This is a genomic window from Egibacteraceae bacterium (genome assembly GCA_035540635.1).
Taxonomy (GTDB): Bacteria; Actinomycetota; Nitriliruptoria; order Euzebyales; family Egibacteraceae; genus DATLGH01.
In genome coordinates this window covers 1-18,185 of sequence record DATLGH010000094.1, presented here as the reverse complement: position 1 = coordinate 18,185, position 18,185 = coordinate 1, and the positions used below count along the sequence as shown (strand labels likewise).

The 18,185-nt window shown below is 72.6% G+C and carries 16 protein-coding genes; 5 read left to right on the top strand and 11 right to left on the bottom strand.

Going from position 1 to position 18,185, the window contains the following annotated elements:
* Positions 1-39: 39 nt before the first annotated feature.
* The 6 genes from VM324_14660 to VM324_14635 all read right to left on the bottom strand — a co-directional run bounded on the left by VM324_14660 (position 40) and on the right by VM324_14635 (position 8,304).
* Positions 40-1,683, bottom strand: coding sequence for an ABC transporter substrate-binding protein (locus VM324_14660; protein ID HVM00532.1), 1,644 nt, complete (start codon positions 1,681-1,683; stop codon positions 40-42).
* A 56-nt stretch (positions 1,684-1,739) separates the two neighbouring features.
* Positions 1,740-3,311: a hypothetical protein gene (locus VM324_14655; GenBank protein ID HVM00531.1), complete on the bottom strand. Its 1,572-nt coding sequence runs from the start codon at positions 3,309-3,311 to the stop codon at positions 1,740-1,742.
* A 98-nt stretch (positions 3,312-3,409) separates the two neighbouring features.
* Positions 3,410-4,006, bottom strand: coding sequence for an IS607 family transposase (locus VM324_14650; GenBank protein ID HVM00530.1), 597 nt, complete (start codon positions 4,004-4,006; stop codon positions 3,410-3,412).
* 34 nt (positions 4,007-4,040) lie between these two features.
* The gene (locus VM324_14645; protein HVM00529.1) at positions 4,041-6,008 is read right to left on the bottom strand and encodes an ABC transporter ATP-binding protein; all 1,968 of its coding nucleotides are present in this window, start codon (positions 6,006-6,008) and stop codon (positions 4,041-4,043) included.
* The gene (locus tag VM324_14640; GenBank protein HVM00528.1) at positions 6,005-7,864 is read right to left on the bottom strand and encodes an ABC transporter ATP-binding protein; all 1,860 of its coding nucleotides are present in this window, start codon (positions 7,862-7,864) and stop codon (positions 6,005-6,007) included. The genes VM324_14645 and VM324_14640 overlap by 4 nt, the downstream gene beginning before the upstream one ends.
* The gene (locus VM324_14635) at positions 7,861-8,304 is read right to left on the bottom strand and encodes a MarR family transcriptional regulator (GenBank protein ID HVM00527.1); all 444 of its coding nucleotides are present in this window, start codon (positions 8,302-8,304) and stop codon (positions 7,861-7,863) included. The genes VM324_14640 and VM324_14635 overlap by 4 nt, the downstream gene beginning before the upstream one ends.
* 71 nt (positions 8,305-8,375) lie before the next feature.
* Here VM324_14635 and VM324_14630 point away from each other — a divergent pair, with 71 nt between their 5' ends.
* The 3 genes from VM324_14630 (at position 8,376) to VM324_14620 (ending at position 11,728) form a co-directional block, all read left to right on the top strand.
* Complete coding sequence (locus VM324_14630) at positions 8,376-9,833, top strand: FGGY family carbohydrate kinase (GenBank protein ID HVM00526.1); 1,458 nt, start codon at positions 8,376-8,378, stop codon at positions 9,831-9,833.
* Positions 9,830-10,690, top strand: coding sequence for a class I SAM-dependent methyltransferase (locus VM324_14625; GenBank protein HVM00525.1), 861 nt, complete (start codon positions 9,830-9,832; stop codon positions 10,688-10,690). Before VM324_14630 ends, VM324_14625 begins: the two co-directional genes overlap by 4 nt.
* Before the next feature lie 63 nt (positions 10,691-10,753).
* Complete coding sequence (locus VM324_14620; GenBank protein ID HVM00524.1) at positions 10,754-11,728, top strand: hypothetical protein; 975 nt, start codon at positions 10,754-10,756, stop codon at positions 11,726-11,728.
* A 13-nt stretch (positions 11,729-11,741) separates the two neighbouring features.
* Here the strand turns inward: VM324_14620 and VM324_14615 are convergent, their stop codons facing one another.
* Together VM324_14615 and VM324_14610 are read right to left on the bottom strand one after the other, a co-directional pair.
* A complete protein-coding gene (locus tag VM324_14615; GenBank protein ID HVM00523.1) occupies positions 11,742-12,755 on the bottom strand; it encodes a cation diffusion facilitator family transporter in 1,014 nt (337 codons plus the stop codon).
* A gap of 66 nt (positions 12,756-12,821) precedes the next feature.
* A complete protein-coding gene (locus tag VM324_14610; protein HVM00522.1) occupies positions 12,822-13,772 on the bottom strand; it encodes a phosphoribulokinase in 951 nt (316 codons plus the stop codon).
* A gap of 256 nt (positions 13,773-14,028) precedes the next feature.
* On the opposite strand from VM324_14610, the gene VM324_14605 reads away from it, so the two are divergent.
* Positions 14,029-14,691 (top strand): response regulator transcription factor, encoded by a 663-nt coding sequence (locus VM324_14605; protein ID HVM00521.1) that lies wholly within the window; start codon positions 14,029-14,031, stop codon positions 14,689-14,691.
* Between the two features lies 1 nt (position 14,692).
* Positions 14,693-15,904, top strand: a complete 1,212-nt coding sequence (locus tag VM324_14600) for a GAF domain-containing sensor histidine kinase (GenBank protein ID HVM00520.1) — start codon at positions 14,693-14,695, stop codon at positions 15,902-15,904.
* Here the strand turns inward: VM324_14600 and VM324_14595 are convergent.
* From VM324_14595 to VM324_14585, 3 genes are read right to left on the bottom strand one after another with little or no spacing between them, the layout of a single operon-like run.
* Positions 15,889-16,173 (bottom strand): muconolactone Delta-isomerase family protein, encoded by a 285-nt coding sequence (locus VM324_14595; GenBank protein ID HVM00519.1) that lies wholly within the window; start codon positions 16,171-16,173, stop codon positions 15,889-15,891. The two genes, VM324_14600 and VM324_14595, sit on opposite strands and share 16 nt — an antisense overlap.
* Positions 16,174-16,211: 38 nt before the next feature.
* A complete protein-coding gene (moaA, locus tag VM324_14590; protein HVM00518.1) occupies positions 16,212-17,225 on the bottom strand; it encodes a GTP 3',8-cyclase MoaA in 1,014 nt (337 codons plus the stop codon).
* Between the two features lie 43 nt (positions 17,226-17,268).
* On the bottom strand, positions 17,269-17,997 hold the full coding sequence (locus VM324_14585) for an anti-sigma factor (GenBank protein HVM00517.1): 729 nt from the start codon (positions 17,995-17,997) through the stop codon (positions 17,269-17,271).
* Positions 17,998-18,185 lie beyond the last annotated feature (188 nt).

Genomic DNA, 18,185 nt, shown 5'->3' with positions numbered 1-18,185 from the left:
AGGTGCTGGTCCGCCAGACGGTACGCGCCGCCGCGCCCGTCATCCGCAGTGCGCCTCCTCGGCGAACAGGCTGTAGGGCTTGAAGCCGTCGCAGAAGGCCGAATGGGCACGCGTCCCCTCGGTCTCGACGATCCAGACGTAGGGCAGCTCCTCGGCGAGGATCTCCTGCAGCTCCTGGTACAGCTCGCCGCGCTCGTCGAGGTCGATCGTGCGCTGCGCCTCGTCGAGCAGCTCGTCGACCCGCGGGTTGGCGTACGCCGCCGCGTTCGAGAAGGGCACCGACCCGATCTGCTCGGAGTGGATCTGGCGACGGACGCCGATCTCGGGGTCGTTGCCGTTGCAGTAGGAGATGACGTTCGTGTCGAAGTCCCGGTCGCCGAACACCGTCGGTGCGAACACCGGCGGCTCGAGGGGACGGAGCTCGAGGTCGATCCCGACCTCGGCGAGCTGCGTGCGCAGAAGCTCCCCGTAGCGGGCGAACGTCGGGAAGTGCAGGAAGTCGAACGCGAGCGCCGTTCCGTCCTCGACGCCGTCGACGCCCTGCGCGACGCGGACTCCGTCGCCCTCGCGCTGCCAGCCGGCCGCCTCGAGGAGCTCGTCTGCCTGCTCGACGTCGAAGTCGGGCAGGTCGACGTCACCGTGGGCGTAGGCGATGCCGCTGGCGATAGGGGCCTCGGCCACGCGTCCCTGGCCGAAGAGGATCTGCTCGACGTAGAGGTCCCGGTCGATCGCGTGCGCGATCGCGCGGCGCACGTCGACGTCGGCGAAGAACGGGTTCTCGAGGTTGAACGACAGCGTCATGATGCAGTTGGACCCGCCGGGGTTGCGGTCGGTGGTGAGCAGCTCCACCTCGTCGTTGGCCTGGAGACGCTCCAGGTCCGGGCCGGGCACGTTCCAGAGCCAGTCGACCTCACCGGCCTCGAGGGCGATGACCGCGCTGGGGTCGTCGGGCACGACGCGCATCACGACCTCGTCGAGGTAGGGCAGGTCTTCTTTGAAGTAGTCCTCGTTGCGCTCGAGACGGATCTCCTCGTCCGGGCTGTAGGAGACGAACCGGAAGGGTCCGGTGCCGACCGGGTTCGTGTTGGCCGGGTTCTCCTCGGGGTCGGTGCCGGCGTACACGTGCGCGGGGATGATCGGCGCCTCGGTCACGTCGAGCTGGAGCAGCAACGGCGCGTACGGCTCGGTGAAGTGGAACTCGACCGTGTGGTCGTCGGGGGTCTCGATCGCGTCGAGGGCCTGCCCGACGGAGGCTGCCGTGCGTGAGTGGAGGGTCGTGAGCACCTCCTCGAAGCTGTAGCGCACGTCCTCGGAGGTGAACGGCTCGCCGTCGTGCCAGGTGACGTCGTCGCGGAGGTGGAAGCGGTAGAGCGCCCCGTCGTCCTCCACGTCCCAGTCCGTGGCGAGCTCTGGCACGGGGTTGAGGTCGTCGTCGAGCTCGACCAGGCCGTTGTAGAGCAGCTCGGCGGCCGTGTGGGTCGCCCCGCTCGTCGTGATCGCCGGGTTGAGGTGCCCGGGGTCGCTGGAGATGGCGACGACGATCGTGCCGCCCCGGGCTATCGCGTCCTCTGCCTCCGTCTCGGTCTCGTCGGCGTCGGGTTCGGGGGCCGGCTCCTCGCCGGTCTCGCACCCCGCCATGAGGAGCGTGACGACGAAGATGCCCGCAACCGCCTTGTTTCGCATGGGGTACTCCTTGAGCCTCGACCAGAGCCAACTACAAGGGTCGCATCCTACCGTTCCTAGACACTGAGCAGGAGTGAGTCCTGCTCGGTGGACGGCCCCGAACGGTGTTGGGTCGTCTGGTTCCCTGGCCTGGTCTGGTCGGGCGGGTCCGTGTTACCCAGCTGATGCTGGCGCGGGCCGCCGTCGCAGCTGCCGAGGTTCCTCGGGGGCGCGGCTGTCATGTCCGGTCGAGACGGCCGCGGTCCGACATCCATCCTCTGGTGGATGTCGGGCTTTGCCGTCCCCCGCCGGGCGTGATGCCCAAGCCCACGTCGTGCGATGACCACCGCGGCAGCATGATGGCGCGACACACCATCGGTGCCGCCACGGTGAAGGTTGTTGAGTGGCTTTTGCCAGTGCTGGCCGCCCCACCGGCTGGTGTACGCCGGGTCAACCGCGATGACTGCCACACCAAGGTTGGCGGCCATACCGACCAGCCGGTCACGGAACCGTGCCGTGGGGATACCGGCGACCGCCCGGCGGAACCGTTTGCCGCGGCGCCCCCGACCCATCGTTTCGCGTCCGGTCGCACGCGCGTCGGCGAAGTTCAGGTTCTCGATCGTGACGCTGTGCGCCCCGTGCCGAGTTGCGTAGTCGAGCAGATTCGAGATCGCCGCCCTGAGTTGTCCGTCACGGCGGGCGGTGTCGCCGTCCAGGTGCAATGCGATGGTGTGAGCGCTACCGACAGGGTTCCCAGACGCGTCGAGCAGCCAGCAGGCGAGATGGCCGTCGTTCATGTCCACACCGACCGTCGGTCGGGTGCGCAGCGTGGCGAGATCCCGTTCGATGTGGGGCCGCGGGGCGGTCCACGCGGCGTCCACATACCAGCGTCCGTTGTCCTGGTTGCAAATGATCGTGTAGGCGACCGGCCCGTCAACGGTCTGCGCCGCCCACTCGTCACGCCGGTGGGTGAACGTTGCGGTGGCGTCCAACCGGTAGGTGACCGCCTTGCCCGTGGTGTTGGACAGGTGTGCGAGCGGGGTCGGTAGGCGCACCTCGACCCAGCCGTGGTCGGGATGCACCCGGATCGTCTCGTTGCCCCATTCCTTGTCCGCCTCCCCGTCCGCGGACAGAAACAGCCGGACAGCGTCCCACCGGTCACGCCACTGACGCTCGGTCAACCCGGCGTCGCGCAGATTGTGGCGGGTGCGGGCCAACCGGACGCTGCCGCGCACCACCGACACCCGACCCTGCTCCAGACGTTCCTCGACATCGGCCAGACGGGCACGCTGGTGCTGCAACCGCTGCTGCTTCGCCCACCGCTGCTGCGCAGACCCATACCCGCGGGCCTTGCTGTTGTTCTCACCGATCGGTGCGTCCAGACGTCGGCGGATCGTCGCGACCGCTGCCCGCAGCTGCGCCCGCTCATCCCACAGGTTGCTCCACCCGCGTTCCCACTGATCGGCTGACACCCGGGTGATCGTCCCGGCCCACCGCGACGACGCCAACACCGTCAACGCCTTCTTGCGTTCAGCCCGGCCGGCGTGCTTGGCCACCCGACCGCCCCCGCCACCTTTACCCAACGCGCACCGGGCCGCCAGATCCGCCCCCGCAAGCTTGCCAAGATGCGCCCCGACCAGACGAAGCACACGCTCATCCTGCGGTGACAACCGCAACCACGTACGTATCCGCGCACCCGTCGGGGCGGCGACAACGAACGGGTCCGAGATGCTGCGCAGCGGACGGCTCACCGATCACCCACCGCAGCAGGTCCGACATCCTGCTGGGCGCAACCGACCGCCTTCAACGCCCGGTTGCGTGCCGACCGTTTGCCGTACAGCCGAGCACAAAACGACGTGAGCACCTCGACCATGTCACGGACCAGGTCATCGTCAACCTCTTCACCGTCGAGCACGACCAGCCGACGTCCGTGCGCAGTCAACGCCGCCTCGACCAGCTCGGTGTTCATTCGACCCAGCCGGTCCCGATGCTCAACGACCACGGCCGTCACGTTCGGGTCAGCCAGCAGCCGCCGCACCTTCCGCCGCGACCCGTTCATACCGGAACCTACCTCGGCCTCCACCCGCACCACCGGCACCCCGGACTCAGCCGCCCATGATGACAACCGCGCCACCTGACGGTCCAGATCGCTGCGCTGATCATGCGCTGACACCCGCGCGTACAACCCCAACCCGCCCCCGTCAACCACAGCCGCATTCGGGTTGACCAGCACACTCCGTGCGTTCACGCGGACCGCAGGAACCGGCAACGTCCCCTCACGAAACCAACGGTAGGCAGTCTGCGGGTGAATGCCCTGCACCCTCGCCCACTCCGTCAGATTCACAACACCCCCGGGGCTCACTAGAACGTTCGTACGGTCAGTATAGCTCACTACTAGCGCAACAGGTGCGACCCCGGCGCCACCGGGCGGCGGTGGCGCCACCGGTCCCGCGCCAGGCGGCGTGGAGGCGGGCGTAGCGGCCACCGGCCCGCACGAGCGCGTCGTGGGTGCCGAGCTCGACGATGCGGCCGTCGTGGACGACGGCGATGCGGTCGGCGCGCATCGCGGTCGCGAGGCGGTGGGCGATGAGGATCGCGGTGCGGCCCTCGAGCAGCGTGTCGAGGGCCCGCTCCACCCGCGCCTCCGAGGCGAGGTCGAGGTTCGACGTCGCCTCGTCGAGGATGAGCAGCCGCGGGCGGGCGAGGAACGCGCGGGCGAGGGCGATCAGCTGGCGCTCGCCCGCCGACAGGGTCACGCCCCGCTCGTGACACGGCGCGTCGAGCCCGCCGGGGAGGCGGTCGACGAGCGGGCCGAGCCCGACCGCCCGGCACGCCTGCCACACCTCGTCGTCGGATGCCTCGGGCCGCGCGAAGGCGATGTTGTCGCGTAGCGTGCCCGCGAACAGGAACGGTTCCTGGGGGACCGTGCCGAGCTGGCGCCGCAAGGAGGCGAACGTCACGTCGCGCAGGTCTCGCCCGTCGACCCGCACCGATCCCGCGACCGGGTCGGACAAGCGCGCGAGCAGCTTGACGATGGTGGACTTCCCGGCCCCCGTCGGCCCGACGAGTGCGAGGGTCTCCCCCGGCGCCACCCGGAGGTCGACGTCGTGGAGGACCGGCGGCCCGTCGCCGTACGCGAAGCTCACGCCGGCGAAGGCGATGTCGCCGTCGAGGCGGGGAAGGTCGACGGCATCGGGGGCCTCCGGCACGCTCGGCCGCGTCGCGAGCAGCGCGCGGAGGTAGGCCATCCCTGCCTGACCGCGCTGGTAGGCGTTGTAGACCTGCACGAGCTGCTGGATGGGTGAGAACAGGTGGGTGAGGTAGAGCACGAACGCCGCGAGCACCCCGACGCTCAGCGTGCCGCGCATCACCATCGACCCGCCGACCGCGAGGATGAACGCCTGGCCGCCGATGGCGACGAACTCGCTGCCACCGCTGTACGCGGCGGCGAGGCGGGCGGTCTCGTTGTTCGCATCCCGGTAGGTGCCGACGACGTTGCGGTGCTCGGCGAGGTTGTGCCAGTGGCGGTTGTGGGCCGTGACGACCCGCACGCCCGCCAGGTTCTCGGCGAGATGCGCGACGACGTCGGCGATGCGGTCGCGGACACGCCGGTACGCGCCGTGGGAGCGGTTTCGGAACCACACCGTGAGCACGCCCATGACGGGCAGGACGACGAGCAGCGTGAGGGCTGCAAGCGCGGGATCGAGGACGAACAGCGCGACCGTGACGACGACGATGACGAGGGTCTGGGCGACGAACTGCACGAGACCCTCGTGGAAGAGCTGGGTGAGCGCCTCCACGTCGCTCGTCATGCGGCTGATGATCCGGCCTGCCGGCTCCCGCTCGTAGTAGTCGATCGACAGGCGCTGGAGGTGGGCGAAGACCCGCCGGCGCAGCCGTTCGAGTGACCCCTCGCCGATGCGGGCGGTCAACCGGGCGCGTGCCCACCCGGCGAGCCATCCCACGACGGTGAGCGCGAAGAAGGCCGCGCAGACCGTGGCGAGCAGGCCGAGGTCGCCCGGGACGATGCCCTCGTCGATGCCGACCTGCACGAGCAGCGGTCCGGCCTGCGTCGCCGCCGTCTCGACGAGCACGAGCGCCCCGGCGCCGCCGAGGGCGGCACGCTGGGGGGCGAGCAGCCCCCACACCGTCAGCGGCCGGCACTCGGGCGGCTGCTGCCTGAAAACCGGAGGGGTGACCTCGTGCTCCGGCTCCCGCGCGAGTTCCGCCTCGACCCGGTCGGACAGCTCCTCGGGGACGCCCCCGAAGGGCAGGTCCACCTGCTGGGCGGCCCGGAAGGACCCCTGCCCGGCGATCCCGCTGAGCCCGCCGAAGTGGGCGCTCACCGGGCCTCCCCGCTGAGCGGCTGACGATCGAGCACCGCGGCGTAGCGCGGCTCGGTCGCCAGCAGCGTCCCGTGGTCACCGCTCGCGACGATGGTGCCGTCCTCGACGAGCACGACCCGGTCGGCGAAGCCGATGGTCGACTCGCGGTGGGTGATCATGAGGGTCGTCCGCCCCGGAGACCGCTCGGCGAGCGCACGGTGAATCGCCTCCTCGACCTCGGCGTCGACGGCGCTCGTCGCGTCGTCGAGCACGAGCACAGCGGGGTCGGCGAGCACGGCCCGGGCGAGCGCGACCCGCTGGCGCTGGCCGCCCGACAGCGTGTAGCCCCGCTCGCCGACCGGTGTGTCGTAGCCGTCGGGCAACGCCTCGATGAACCCCGCGGCCTGCGCGACACGCGCGGCTGCGCGGATCTCCGCGTCGGAGGCTTCCGGCCGGGCGTAGGCGATGTTGTCGCGCAGCGTCCCGCCGAACAGGAACGGCTCGTCGAACACGACGCCGACGCCGGCCCGCAGGCTCGCCAGACGCACGCGCCGGACGTCGTGTCCGTCGACACGCACCTCGCCGTCGTCGACGTCGTAGAAGCGGGCGACGAGCCGTGCGACGGTGCTCTTGCCGGAGCCGGTGCGCCCGACGAGCGCGACCGTCTCACCGGGAGCCACGGTGAGGTCGAGACCGGCGAGCACGGGGTTGGCGGGGTCGTAGCCGAACACGACCCCGCGCAGGCACAGCTCCCCCCGGGGGGCGGTGAGCTCGACGGCGTCAGGGTGGTCGCGGATGGCCGGGTCGCGGTCGAGCAGCTCGTAGATTCGCCCCGCGGAGGCGGCTGCGCGCTGCGCCATCATGACCGTCGCGCCGAGCATGCGGAACGGGGGCTGCAGCAAGCCGACGTAGGCCGCGAAGGCGATCACCGCTCCCACGGTCACCTGCCCGCCCACGACGAGCCAACCGCCGTACCCCAGCACCCCGACGACTGCGAGGCGGGGAAGGTTCTCCATGGCGGGCCCGTAGGCGGCGCGCACGTCGAGCTGGCGCACGCTCGCCCAGTGCAGCCGCCGCGCCGCACCCGCCAGCGCCTCGAGCTGACGCTGCTCGGCGGCGAACGAGCGCACGACGCGCACGCCCGAGACGTTCTCCGCGACCACGCCCGCCACCTCCGCCTGGCGCGCCTGCACGACCCACGAGAGCGGATACAGGCGCGCGCGCATGCGGGCGCCGGCCACGAGCACGCCGATGAGCGGGACGGCGGCCACGAGCGTGAGCGACACGTGCACGGACAGCATGAGCCCGAACGCGAGGGCAAGGCCGGCGAGCTGCAGGGCGAGCAGCGGGGCGAAGCTCAGGAACAGCTGGACGGCGCGCACGTCGCTGTTCGCCCGCGAGATGAGCTCGCCGGAGTCCACGCGGTCGAAGAAGCCGAAGGGCATCCGGCCGAGGTGCCCGTAGAGGAGCACGCGCAGGTCCGACTCGAGGTCGAAGGCGAAGCTGAAGAGACTCGCCCGCTGCGCCCAGGTGAACAGCCCGCGGGCGACCGCGAGCCCGACCAGCACCCCGACGTACGGCGCGAGCCCGGCACGCGCCCCGACGAGCGCATCGTCGATGGCGGCCATGATCACCCGGGGGGCGGCGATCTGGGCGCAGAGCGCGACCAGCGCGGCGCCGAGCGCGAGGAGCAGGGGCCGCCTGCGGGCCGCGACGAGCGGGCGGATGCGCTGCAGCCAGCCCTTGGAGGGATCCGGGTCGACGCCGGCGGGCGGCGGCGGGTACCGGACGGTCACCGCGACCGGCTCGAAGGGTCCGGGTGGCGTCCCGTTCCTGCCGACGAGGCCCGCGAGGTCGCGCTCGAGCGCCGAGCTCATGGCCCTCCCAGGCGGCGTTCGCGCTCGATGTCGAGCGCGTCGCGGAGCGCCTCCAGACCGGCCCGTGCCTGCGCCCGCCGGGTCGCCGGCAGCGGCTCGAGGAGCGCGGCGAGCCCCGCACCGACGACCTCGTCGGCCGTCGACAGCACGGCCCGCCCCGCCGGCGTCAGGGTGTGGTCGACCCGCCGACGATCGGCCGGGTCGCGGCTGCGGGCGACGAGACCCTGCTCGACGAGCCCGTCGACGACGCCGGTGAGGGTCGGCCGGGAGACCGTCAGCCGGTCGGCGAGCAGGGCCGCCGCGGCAGGACCGAGCGACAGGAACCCGAGCACGCGGTACTGGGGCAGGGTGAGCACCGCACGGGACAGGCGGCGCTCCACGAACCGGGACAGTCGCGCGACGGCGTGCGCGAGCTCCGGCGGGATCGTTTCGGAAGCCATATAGTTAGGCTACCGAAAGGACACGCTGCCGCGCAGCCCGCCCGCCGACCGGAAGGCCATAGGTTAGAGCGATGGAGCTCGTCGCCGGCGTCGACGTCGCCACGGCGGGGGTGCGCGCGCTCGTGACCGACGCCGCCGGTCGCGAGCGCGCACGCGCGCACCGGCCGATCCCCGCGCCCTCCAGCCCCCGGCCGGGATGGTGGGAGCAGTCGGCGCAGGCGTGGTGGCCGGCGGTCGCCGAGGCGCTCGCGGAGGTGACCGATCGCCTCGGTGGCGAGCGCCAGGCCGTCACGGCCGTCAGCGTGTGCGCGACGTCCGGCACGGTCGTGGCCCTCGACCGCGAGGGCGAGCCGGTCGCTCCCGCGCTGGCCTACGCCGACCAGCGGGCGGTCTCGCAGTCCGCTGTGGCGCAGGACGCCGCCGCCGCCCGTTGGGCAAAGCTCGGGCTGGGCATCCAGCCGTCCTTCGGGCTGCCGAAGTGGGGATGGCTGTGCGCGCAGCCTGGCGTCGCCGCGGCGACCGCCCGGCTCGCCCACGCGTCCGACGTCGTCGTGTGCCGCCTCGTCGGCACCCTCCCGCCGACCGACTGGAGCCACGCGCTGAAGAGCGGCTACGACCCCGGGCGCGAGGAGTGGGCGACGGAGGCGCTCGACGCGCTCGGGATCGCGCCCGAGCTGCTGCCCGACGTCGCACCACCGACCCGGCCCGCGGGTCGCGTGACGGGCGACGCGGCGCTCGCCACGGGCCTGCCCGAGGGCTGCCTGGTGCGCCTCGGCATGACCGACTCCTGTGCCGCGCAGCTGGCCGCGGGAGCGGGCACGCCGGGACAGTTCGTCTCCGTGCTCGGCTCCACCCTCGTGCTGAAGGGCACGGCCGAGGAGCCCGTTTGCGACCCGGACGGGGCGGTCTACAGCCATCGCCATCCGAACGGGTGGTGGTTGCCGGGCGGGGCGTCGAGCACCGGCGCGGGCGCGCTCACCGCCGGCTTCCCCCGCCGCGCGCTCGCGGCGCTCGACGAGCGCGCCGCCCGCCGCGGACCCGCCCGGAGCGTCGTGTACGCCCTGCCGGGGCGGGGGGAGCGCTTCCCGTTCGTCGCGCCCGACGCCGAGGGCTTCGTGCTCGGCCAGCCGCGCGACGAGGTCGACCGCTACCGGGCCGTCCTCGAGGGCGTGGCGTTCGTGGAGCGCCTCGGCTACGAGCGCCTCGCGCGCCTCGGCGCGACCGTCACACCGCCCCTCGCCGTCACCGGAGGGGGAAGCGCCAGCCCCGTGTGGAACCGCATCCGCGCGACCACGCTCGGCATGGCACTCGACGCCAAGCCGTCCGCCACCACCGCCCTCGGCGCATGCATGCTCGCCGCCGCCGGCACCCTCCACCCCGACCTCGCAACCGCGACCGCGGCGATGGCCGTCACCGGGGAGCGCAGCGAACCCGTCGAGCGCGAGCGGGAGGCCCTGGCCCACAGCTACGCGCGCTTCCTCGACGCCCTCGCGGCGCGCGGTTGGATCACCCCGCAGGGCGTGTCGTGACCGGGCGGGCGTCCACGGTGCGCGGGGGCAGCGCCGCCGCGCGCTGGCGCCGGCTGGTGCGGGCGCGGATGGAGGAGATCACGCGTCTGTCGGCGGGCGAGGTTCGCGTGGGGCCGCGGTTCTGGGACGAGCGAGCGGAGCGGTTGGCCGACCGGGCCGCCGAGGGCGCCCGCACCGACCCGCTCCTGCGCCGCGCGCGCCGCCACGTCGGGCCGCGCACGGTGGTGCTCGACGTCGGGGCCGGCGCCGGGCGCTTCGCCCTGCCCCTCGCCGCGCGGGCCGCCGAGGTCGTCGCCGTTGACGTCAGCGAGGGCATGCTCGGTGTGCTGCGCCGGGAGGCCGACCGCCGCGGCCTTGCGAACGTCCGGACCGTCCACGGTGCGTGGCCGCAGGTCAGCGGCGTGACCGGCGACGTCGCGATCTGCGCCTACGTGCTGCCGGTGGTGGAGGACGCGGCGGCTTTCCTACGGCGCCTCGACGCGGCCGCCCGGCGCCGGGTGTTCGTGTGCCTCGGCGCGGGCGGCGCGGAGCTCCTGCTCGACCCCGTATGGCGGTACTTCCACGGCGCGCCCCGCAAGCCCGCGCCAACCTACCTCGACGCGGTCGCCCTCCTCCGCGAGCTCAGGATCGACCCGGTGGTCGAGGTCGTCGAGGTGCCGACGACGAGCCGGTACGCCACCCTCGAGGAGGCGGTCGACGACTACCGCCGCACCCTGCTCCTCGCCGACACGGACGAGACGCGCGCCGAGCTCCGGGCGCTGCTCGGTTCCTGGCTCGTGCGCCGCGACGGTGCCCTGCGGATGCCGGCACGCACCATGCCCGCCGCCGTCCTCGCCTGGACGCCGACCGGCACGTGAGGGCGGGCGGGCTCCTGCGTAGGCTGTCAGCAGCCCCTCGACGCGACGGAAAGGCCAGTGCGGATGTCCGAGACCGCCGAGCGCTCGGCGAGCCAGCCGTCGCGGCGCCCGACGGGCAAGCGCCTGGCGGAGCTGCTCACCATCACCGACGAGACGGACGAGCACGGCCGCCTCCTGCTCGAGGACTCGGCGCCCGACCGGGCGATCAGAAGGGCCACACGCGCGGGCGTGCCGATGCGGACGGTGGCGTGCCCCTACCGCGACAGCCCCTCCCGCAAGGGCGGGCGCATGAACGTCTCTGCGTACGAGGACCTGCGCCGTGACACCGCGGAGGTGCTGAGCGGCCTCGCCTGGCTCGCCGAGCACTACTTCAGACGGGAGCCGGCCGCGCGCGGCACCGTGCGGGGCGCCACCGACCTCAGCAAGCTCGGGGTGACGCTGCCGCTCGTCCTGTTCCACCGGGCGCGTGACCCCTTCCGCCGGCACGGCGAGCTGCCGTCCTTCGTCGCGGCGATCTTCAAGGCGTGCCGGGGGATGTTCTCCGCGACCTTCGACATGCTCGGCAAGCGGGGGGGTGGGGCCGTGACCGCCCAGGAGCTCGTCGCCTACGCCGAGTCCGAGGGGCACCTGCGCCGCGTGCAGACCGGCACGGTGTGTGCCGCCCCCACGCGCCTGATCGAGCGGACCGTCGCGGTGCTGCTCACCGGGCAGGGCGCCGACCCTGCCACGAGCCGGCTCGGCGACGTCGTCGCGTTCGAGGCGCTCTGGAACTTCTTCCAGGTCGAGAAGGCGTTCAACGCCAACCTCGGCCAGTACGGCCACGTGCTCGAGCAGCTCGTGCGCGCCGGCAGGCGCGTCGACGACCCGGCGTTGTTCGACGCGACCATCCGCGTCCGCGGCGAGGTGGGGCGGTTCGGCGACTTCACCGACGCGTTCCTGCGCTACGCCAACCAGGCGCAAGCCTTGATGAACCGGGCGCTCGAGCGGGCCGAGAACGCCCCGCCGATGACCTTCCAGGACGTCCTGGCCGCCCTGTAACGCGCTGCACATCTCAGTGGTCGCGGGGGTGGTCGTCCTCCCCGTGCCCGCCGAAGTGGTGGTCGGTGCCGGCGTGGGCCGCAGGCTCGCCGGCCGGGTCGAGGTGAACGTCGACGCTGAGCATGTTCGGGAAGGCGTGGACGAGCTCGTGGCGGACCCGCTCCGCGATGGCGTGCGCCTCGCGCAGCGGCAGGTCGGGGTCCGCCTCGGCGTGGAGCTGGACGGCGAGGCTGCGGCCGAGGTAACGGGCGCGCACGTCGTGGACCCCGACGACGCCCTCCACCGACCCGGCGACCTCCCTGAGGCGCGGCACCGTGCCGGGTTCGACGGCGTCCATGGCGCGGCGGAGGACGTCCCGGCCCACGTCACGCAGGATCCAGAGGATGGCGCCGGTGATGGCAAGGCCGGCGACGGGATCGGCGAGGGGATAGCCGAGCCAGACGCCGACGATCCCCGCAGCGGCCGCCGCCGACGCGAGCCCGTCGACGCGCGCGTGCTGCCCGTCGGCCACCAGCGGCACCGAGTCGATCGCCCGCCCGACCGTGATCTTGTACTGCGCAACGGCCTCGTTGCCGACGATGCCGACGAGCGCCGCCGCGAACGCCCACGGCAGGTTCACGATCTCGTGGTGCTCGCCGAGCAGCGCGCCCAGGGAGTCGTAGCCCGCCAGTCCGGCCGAGGCCAGGATCGCGAGGACGATGAGCAGGCCAGCGAGGTCCTCGGCCCGCCGCCATCCGTAGCTGAACTCGTCGCTCGCGGCCCGACGCGACAGGCTGAACGCCAGCCAAAGGGACGCCGTGCCGGCGACGTCACCGATGTTGTGCAGGGCGTCGGCGAACAGCGCCGCCGATCCGCTGACCGCCACGATAGCGAACTGGAACGCCGCCGTGAGCCCCAACCCGACCGCGGACACCCAGACGGCCCGCACCGCCCGGCGGTGCGTGAGCAGGTCGCGGTCCAGAGCGCTGTGCACGTGCCCGTGCCCGTGCCCGTGCCCGTGGCTGTGTCCTGCGTTCCCTCTACTCATGACGCCCGGACCGTACTGCGCCCGCCCCGGGGACGGGCGGGCGCAGCGGGATGAGGCTAGGGGCCGCTAGACCCTGGGGCGCAGCAGGTGGTAGAGGAGGATGAGCTGGGTCAGTGCGAGCGGCTCGCTGCGCTCACCCGGCCCGAGCAGCCCGAGGGTCTCCGGCAGCGGCTGCGACGTCCCGAGGCTGTCCCAGATCGCCTTGGCGACCATGCGGCTGTCCTCCGGCGGCGCGTGACCGTGGATGTGCAGCGCGTCGACGGGCTTGCCGTCCTCGTCGCGCATGAGCTTCAGGTGCATCGCCCCGTCGCCGACGTCGGCCATCATCTCGTGGAGCTTGGGGTGGCGGATCGTGGGGCGCAGGAGAACCGTGGCGGACAGCGGGGTGTCGGGCGGGTCGTCGCGGCCCTCGATGGGCGCGAACCGCACGACGATGTCGGCGTAGGAGCGCTGCGGGCGGATGAACGCCTCCGACTCGGGCTCGCGCCGCTCGAGCTCGGCGATCACCTGGTCGGCGGTGTAGCCGCGCTTGCTCGTGTCGCGCTTCACCTTCCACTCGCGGCGGATCTCCTCGGGGGGGTCGAGGTAGACCGTCACGTCGAAGCAGGCGCGGGCGAGCTTCGTGTGCAGCGGCAGGAGCCCCTCGATGATCACGGCGCCGTTCGGTTCGACGAGCTGGGGCCGCGTGAGCTGGCCTGTGCTGTGGTCGTAGACCGGCTTGAGGATCGGCTGACCCGTGGCGAGCAGCTGCAGGTGCTGCTCCATGATGCGGATGTAGTTGCAGTCGGGGTGCAACGGCGTGAAGGGCTTGTCCTTGCGCTCTTCGCGGTCGTAGCGGTGGTAGTCGTCGACGCACACGGAGCTGCTCTGACCGGGGCCGAGGGCATCGACCAGGCCCTGCGTCAGCGTGGTCTTGCCCGCCGCGGAGTCGCCGGCGATGGCCAGCATCACGGGCCGGGGACGGGCCGGCCCCTGGTCCATGGTCGCGCGATTGATTCGCATCATCTTGTCAGGCACGGCTCCTCCTCCTACTCCTCCGTCGGACCACCAACCTGGCCACGTCGAGGCCCTGATTATGGGCATCCGAGGCCGCGGCGCACATCCCGCGTCCGCGGCGGCAGCCGATGGTCCGACCAGAACCCGATGCAGGGCGGATCCGGATGCAGGGTGGTGGAGCCTCAACGCTAGGGGCTCCGCCGGCGGGTCGCCTCCCCCGTGCGGGGAGGGCGAGGGGGGATTCCCGCCCGGGACGCGGTCGGCGTACCCTGGGAGGATGCTGGCGGCAAGTCCCATCCGTGTGCTGCTCGTCGACGATCACCAGATGGTGCTCGACGGCCTCAAAGCCATGCTGCACGCCTACCGCGACCGTGTCGAGGTGGTGGGTGAGGCCAGCGACGCCCAGCAGGCGGTGAGCCTCGTCGCGACGACGAACCCCGACGCGGTCCTGCTCGACGTGCGGCTGAAGGGCACCAGCGGCCTCGACCTCTGCGCGGACATCCTCAGGCGGTCCCCGGACTGCAAGGTCGTGTTCCTCACCGTCTACGACGACGAGCAGTACCTGTTCCAGGCGCTGCGCCTCGGCGCCGCGGGCTTCCTCCTCAAGCGCGTGCAGGGTGGGGAGCTGGTCGAGCAGCTCGAGCGCACCCGTGACGGCGAGACCGTGATCGACCCCTCCCTGGCGGGCCGGGTCGCCCGGTCGGCGGCGCGACTGCACAGCGGCGAGTTCTGGCCGGGCGCGCACCTCGGCCTCACGCAGCGCGAGAGCGAGGTGCTCGCCCTGCTCGTCGCCGGCCTGTCGAACAAGGCGATCGCGAGCAAGCTCGTGGTGAGCGAGGAGACGGTCAAGAGCCACGCCCGGGCGATCTACCGCAAGCTCGACGTCGCCGACCGGGCCGGGGCGACCGCCGTCGCGCTGCGCGAAGGGGTGTTCCACTAGCGTGAGCCGGTTGGGCCTCGCCGACGCCGAGCAGGAGGCGCGCCTGCTGTCGCGCGCCATCGAGACGATCTCCGCCGGGCTCGACCTCGATGAGATCGTGCAAGGGGTCGCCCGTCTCGTCACGGAGACGACCGAGACCGACGTCTGCTTCGTGCACCTGCTCGACGAGGACGCGGCCCATCTGCGGCTGCGCGGCGCCACGCCGCCCTTCGACGCGCTCGACGGCGAGATCGTCCTCGCACTCGGTGAGGGCGTCTCCGGGTGGGTGGCCGCCCACGGCAAGCCGGTGGTCATCACCGACGACAAGCGCGCCGACCCCCGCTACCGCTACATCCCCGCCCTGCGCGGCGAGGAGTTCACGTCGATGGCGTCGGTGCCCATCGTCGCGGCGCCCGGCCACCTCGTCGGCGTGCTGAACGTCCACAGCCGCCGGCGCCGGGAGTTCACCGCCGCGGACGTCGAGCTGCTGCGGTCGGTCGCGGGGCTGATGGCCGGCGCGATCGAGAACGCGCGCCTGCACCGGCGGCTGTCCGACCGCGAGGAGGCCCTCGAACGCTTCGCCGAGCGGACCGTCGAGCTGCAGGAGAGCGAGCGCCGGCGCCTTGCCGGCGAGATCCATGACGGGATCAGCCAGCGCATCGTAAGCCTGTCGTTCCACCTGTCCGCGGCCGCCGACGCGATCCACCACGACCCCCGGTTCGCCGCGGGCCAGATCGCGGCGGCCCAGGCGCTGGCCGGCGCGGCACTCGACGAGACGCGCTTCGCGATCGCCGGCCTGCGCCCACCCGTCCTCGACGACCTGGGGCTCGCCGCCAGCCTCGAGAGCCTCGCACGCGACCTGCCCGGGCTGGACGTCGAGGTCGAGGCGGTCCCCTGCCGGCTGCCCGAGCACGTCGAGACGGCCATCTACCGCATCGCGCAGGAAGCCCTCCAGAACGTCGCGAAGCACGCCGACGCGAGCCGGGCGATGCTCGCGCTCACCGAGTACCCCGACAAGGTGGTGCTCGAGATCGCCGACGACGGGACGGGCTTCGACGCGTCGGCCGCCGAGCCCTCACCGACCGGCAGGATGCACTACGGCCTGTCGGGGATTCGCGAGCGTGCCGAGCTCATCGGCGCCGAGCTCGACCTCGACTCTCGGCCCGGCCGGGGCACGACCGTGCGCCTTGGCGTCCCCCGGCCGGCGAGCGGCGTGGGTCAGTCCGGCAGCTGAGCCGGGTACGCCGCCATGTCGGCGAGCGGGTGCACCTCGAACGTCGAGTAGTTGTAGACCGGCGACTTCGCGAGCAGTATCTCGAGCTCCTCGTTGGACTCGACGACGTAGATCCACGCCCCCCCGTGCGCGCCCACCATGTGGTAGCGCGCCTCGACCTTGCCGTCTTCGATGAGCGGGTCGGCGTACTCCGGCATGCGGGCCACGGCCCGCGCGACCTCGGTGGACAGGCGGGCGAGCTCGAGCCGCCACAGCACCAGAAACTTCATCGCCACTCCTTGCTCTCGTCTGCGGTCGTGGGGACGGGTCAGCCCCCGATGTAGCTCATCTCCACCCTGGCGAGCTCGGCGGTCTCGCTCGCGCGCTGCGCCGAGTAGCGGTCGGCCCGTCCGGCCCACACGGCACGGATCGCGGTGTCGAGGTCGGCGGTGCCGGCGCCACCGCGCAGCAGGCCGCGGAGATCCGTGCCGGTGGCGGCGAACAGGCAGGTGAAGAGCTCGCCCTTCGCAGAGATCCGCGCGCGGGTGCACGTGTGGCAGAACGGCTGGGTTACGGAGGCGATGACGCCGACCTCGCCCGCCCCGTCGCGGTAGCGATACCGCTCGGCGACCTCCCCGTCGTGGTGGGGGTCGACAGGCTCCAGGGGCCACAGCGCGTCGAGGCGGTCGACGAGGGTGCGCGCCGGAACGACGTCCTGCATCCGCCAGCCGTTCGTCGTGCCGACGTCCATGTACTCGATGAAGCGGACGACGTACCCGTGGTCGCGGCCGAAGGCGGCGAGTTCGATCACGTCCCGCCCGTCGTTCACGCCGCGCTTGACCACGGCGTTGATCTTCACGGGGCTCATCCCGACCGCCTTTGCCTCGGCGATCCCCTCGAGCACCCGTGCGACCGGCAGGCGGACATCACTGACCGCCCGGAACGTCGAGTCGTCGAGCGAGTCGAGGCTGACGGTGACGCGCGCCAGTCCCGCCTCGCGCAGCACCTGCGCCTTGCCCGCCAGCAGCGAGCCGTTCGTCGTCATGGCCACGTCGTCGATGCCCTCGATCCCGACGAGCAGCGCGACGAGACGCTCGACCTCCCGGCGCAGGAGCGGTTCGCCTCCGGTGAGCCGGACCTTCCGCACCCCGAGCCGGGCGAAGGCCGACACCACCTGGGCGATCTCCTCGAACGACAGCAGGTCGGAGCGCTCGAGGAAGGCGAAGTCGGGCCCGAACTCCTCCCGCGGCATGCAGTAGCGGCAGCGGAAGTTGCACCGGTCGGTGACCGAGATCCGAAGGTCCCGCAGACCGCGGCCGAGGCGGTCCGTGACGCTGTCCATGGAGTCCACCTGTCGGGTCGGCGCTTCCCCGCGTAACCCGATCCTACCGGCTCGGCCCTCCGTCAGACGGACTCCCCGTCGCCATGGCCGCACTCAGCAGCACGGTTCCGGTCGGCTCGGGGACGCCGCCGGCCGGTTCCGCGGTCACCGCGAGACCCTCGGCGTCGCGCAGCGACGCATCCACCGGCACCACCGTGTCAGCCTCGGCGTCGAAGACACCCGCGGGCACCGGCGCGCCGTCGTGGAGCACCCACAGCTGGTAGTCACGGTCGGGGCCGAGCGGGTCGAGGCCGGTGGCGACGAGGTAGCCCTCGTCCCGGTCCACCGAGTAGAGCAGCTTCGCGTGGACGCCGTCGGGCGCATCGAGGCGCACCGTCTCCGCAACGGCGACGAACTCGGGGGACATCGCCGGCGGTTGACGGCTCTCGAGCACGGAGAAGGCCACCGCGGCGAGGCTGACGAGGGCGGCCGCGAGCAGCCCCGCTACCGCGACGAGCTGGTGGGGTCCACCTGCCGGGGTGCGGGACCGTCTGTGCAGCGGCGAGGGCTGCCGCGTGCGCTCGACCTCGGCCATGACCCGTGCGCGCAGGGAGGCGGGGGCGAGCCGCCTGACCGCCATCCCCATCGCCGCGGCGGTGTGGAGGTAGCCCACGACCTCCTCGCAGCAGGTCTCGCACGTCGCGAGATGCCGTTCGAAGAACGCCCGCTCGTCGAGCGGCAGGGCGTCGAGGGCGTACGCGCCCGCGAGCAGGTGGAGGTTGTCGACGGTCACCGGGCCCCCGGGGCTTTGTGTCGGGTGTGGTGGTGGGTTCTGTCCTTCGGCGGTCGGGTGTCTACAGGCCCTGCTGCTGGGCGATCGTGGCCGCCAGCGGGTTGGCGATCATGGGCATGTGCTGGCCGGCTTCGCGCAGTTCCACGAAGGGGTTGCCCTGCCCGGAGGCGATCGTGTCGACCGCTTCC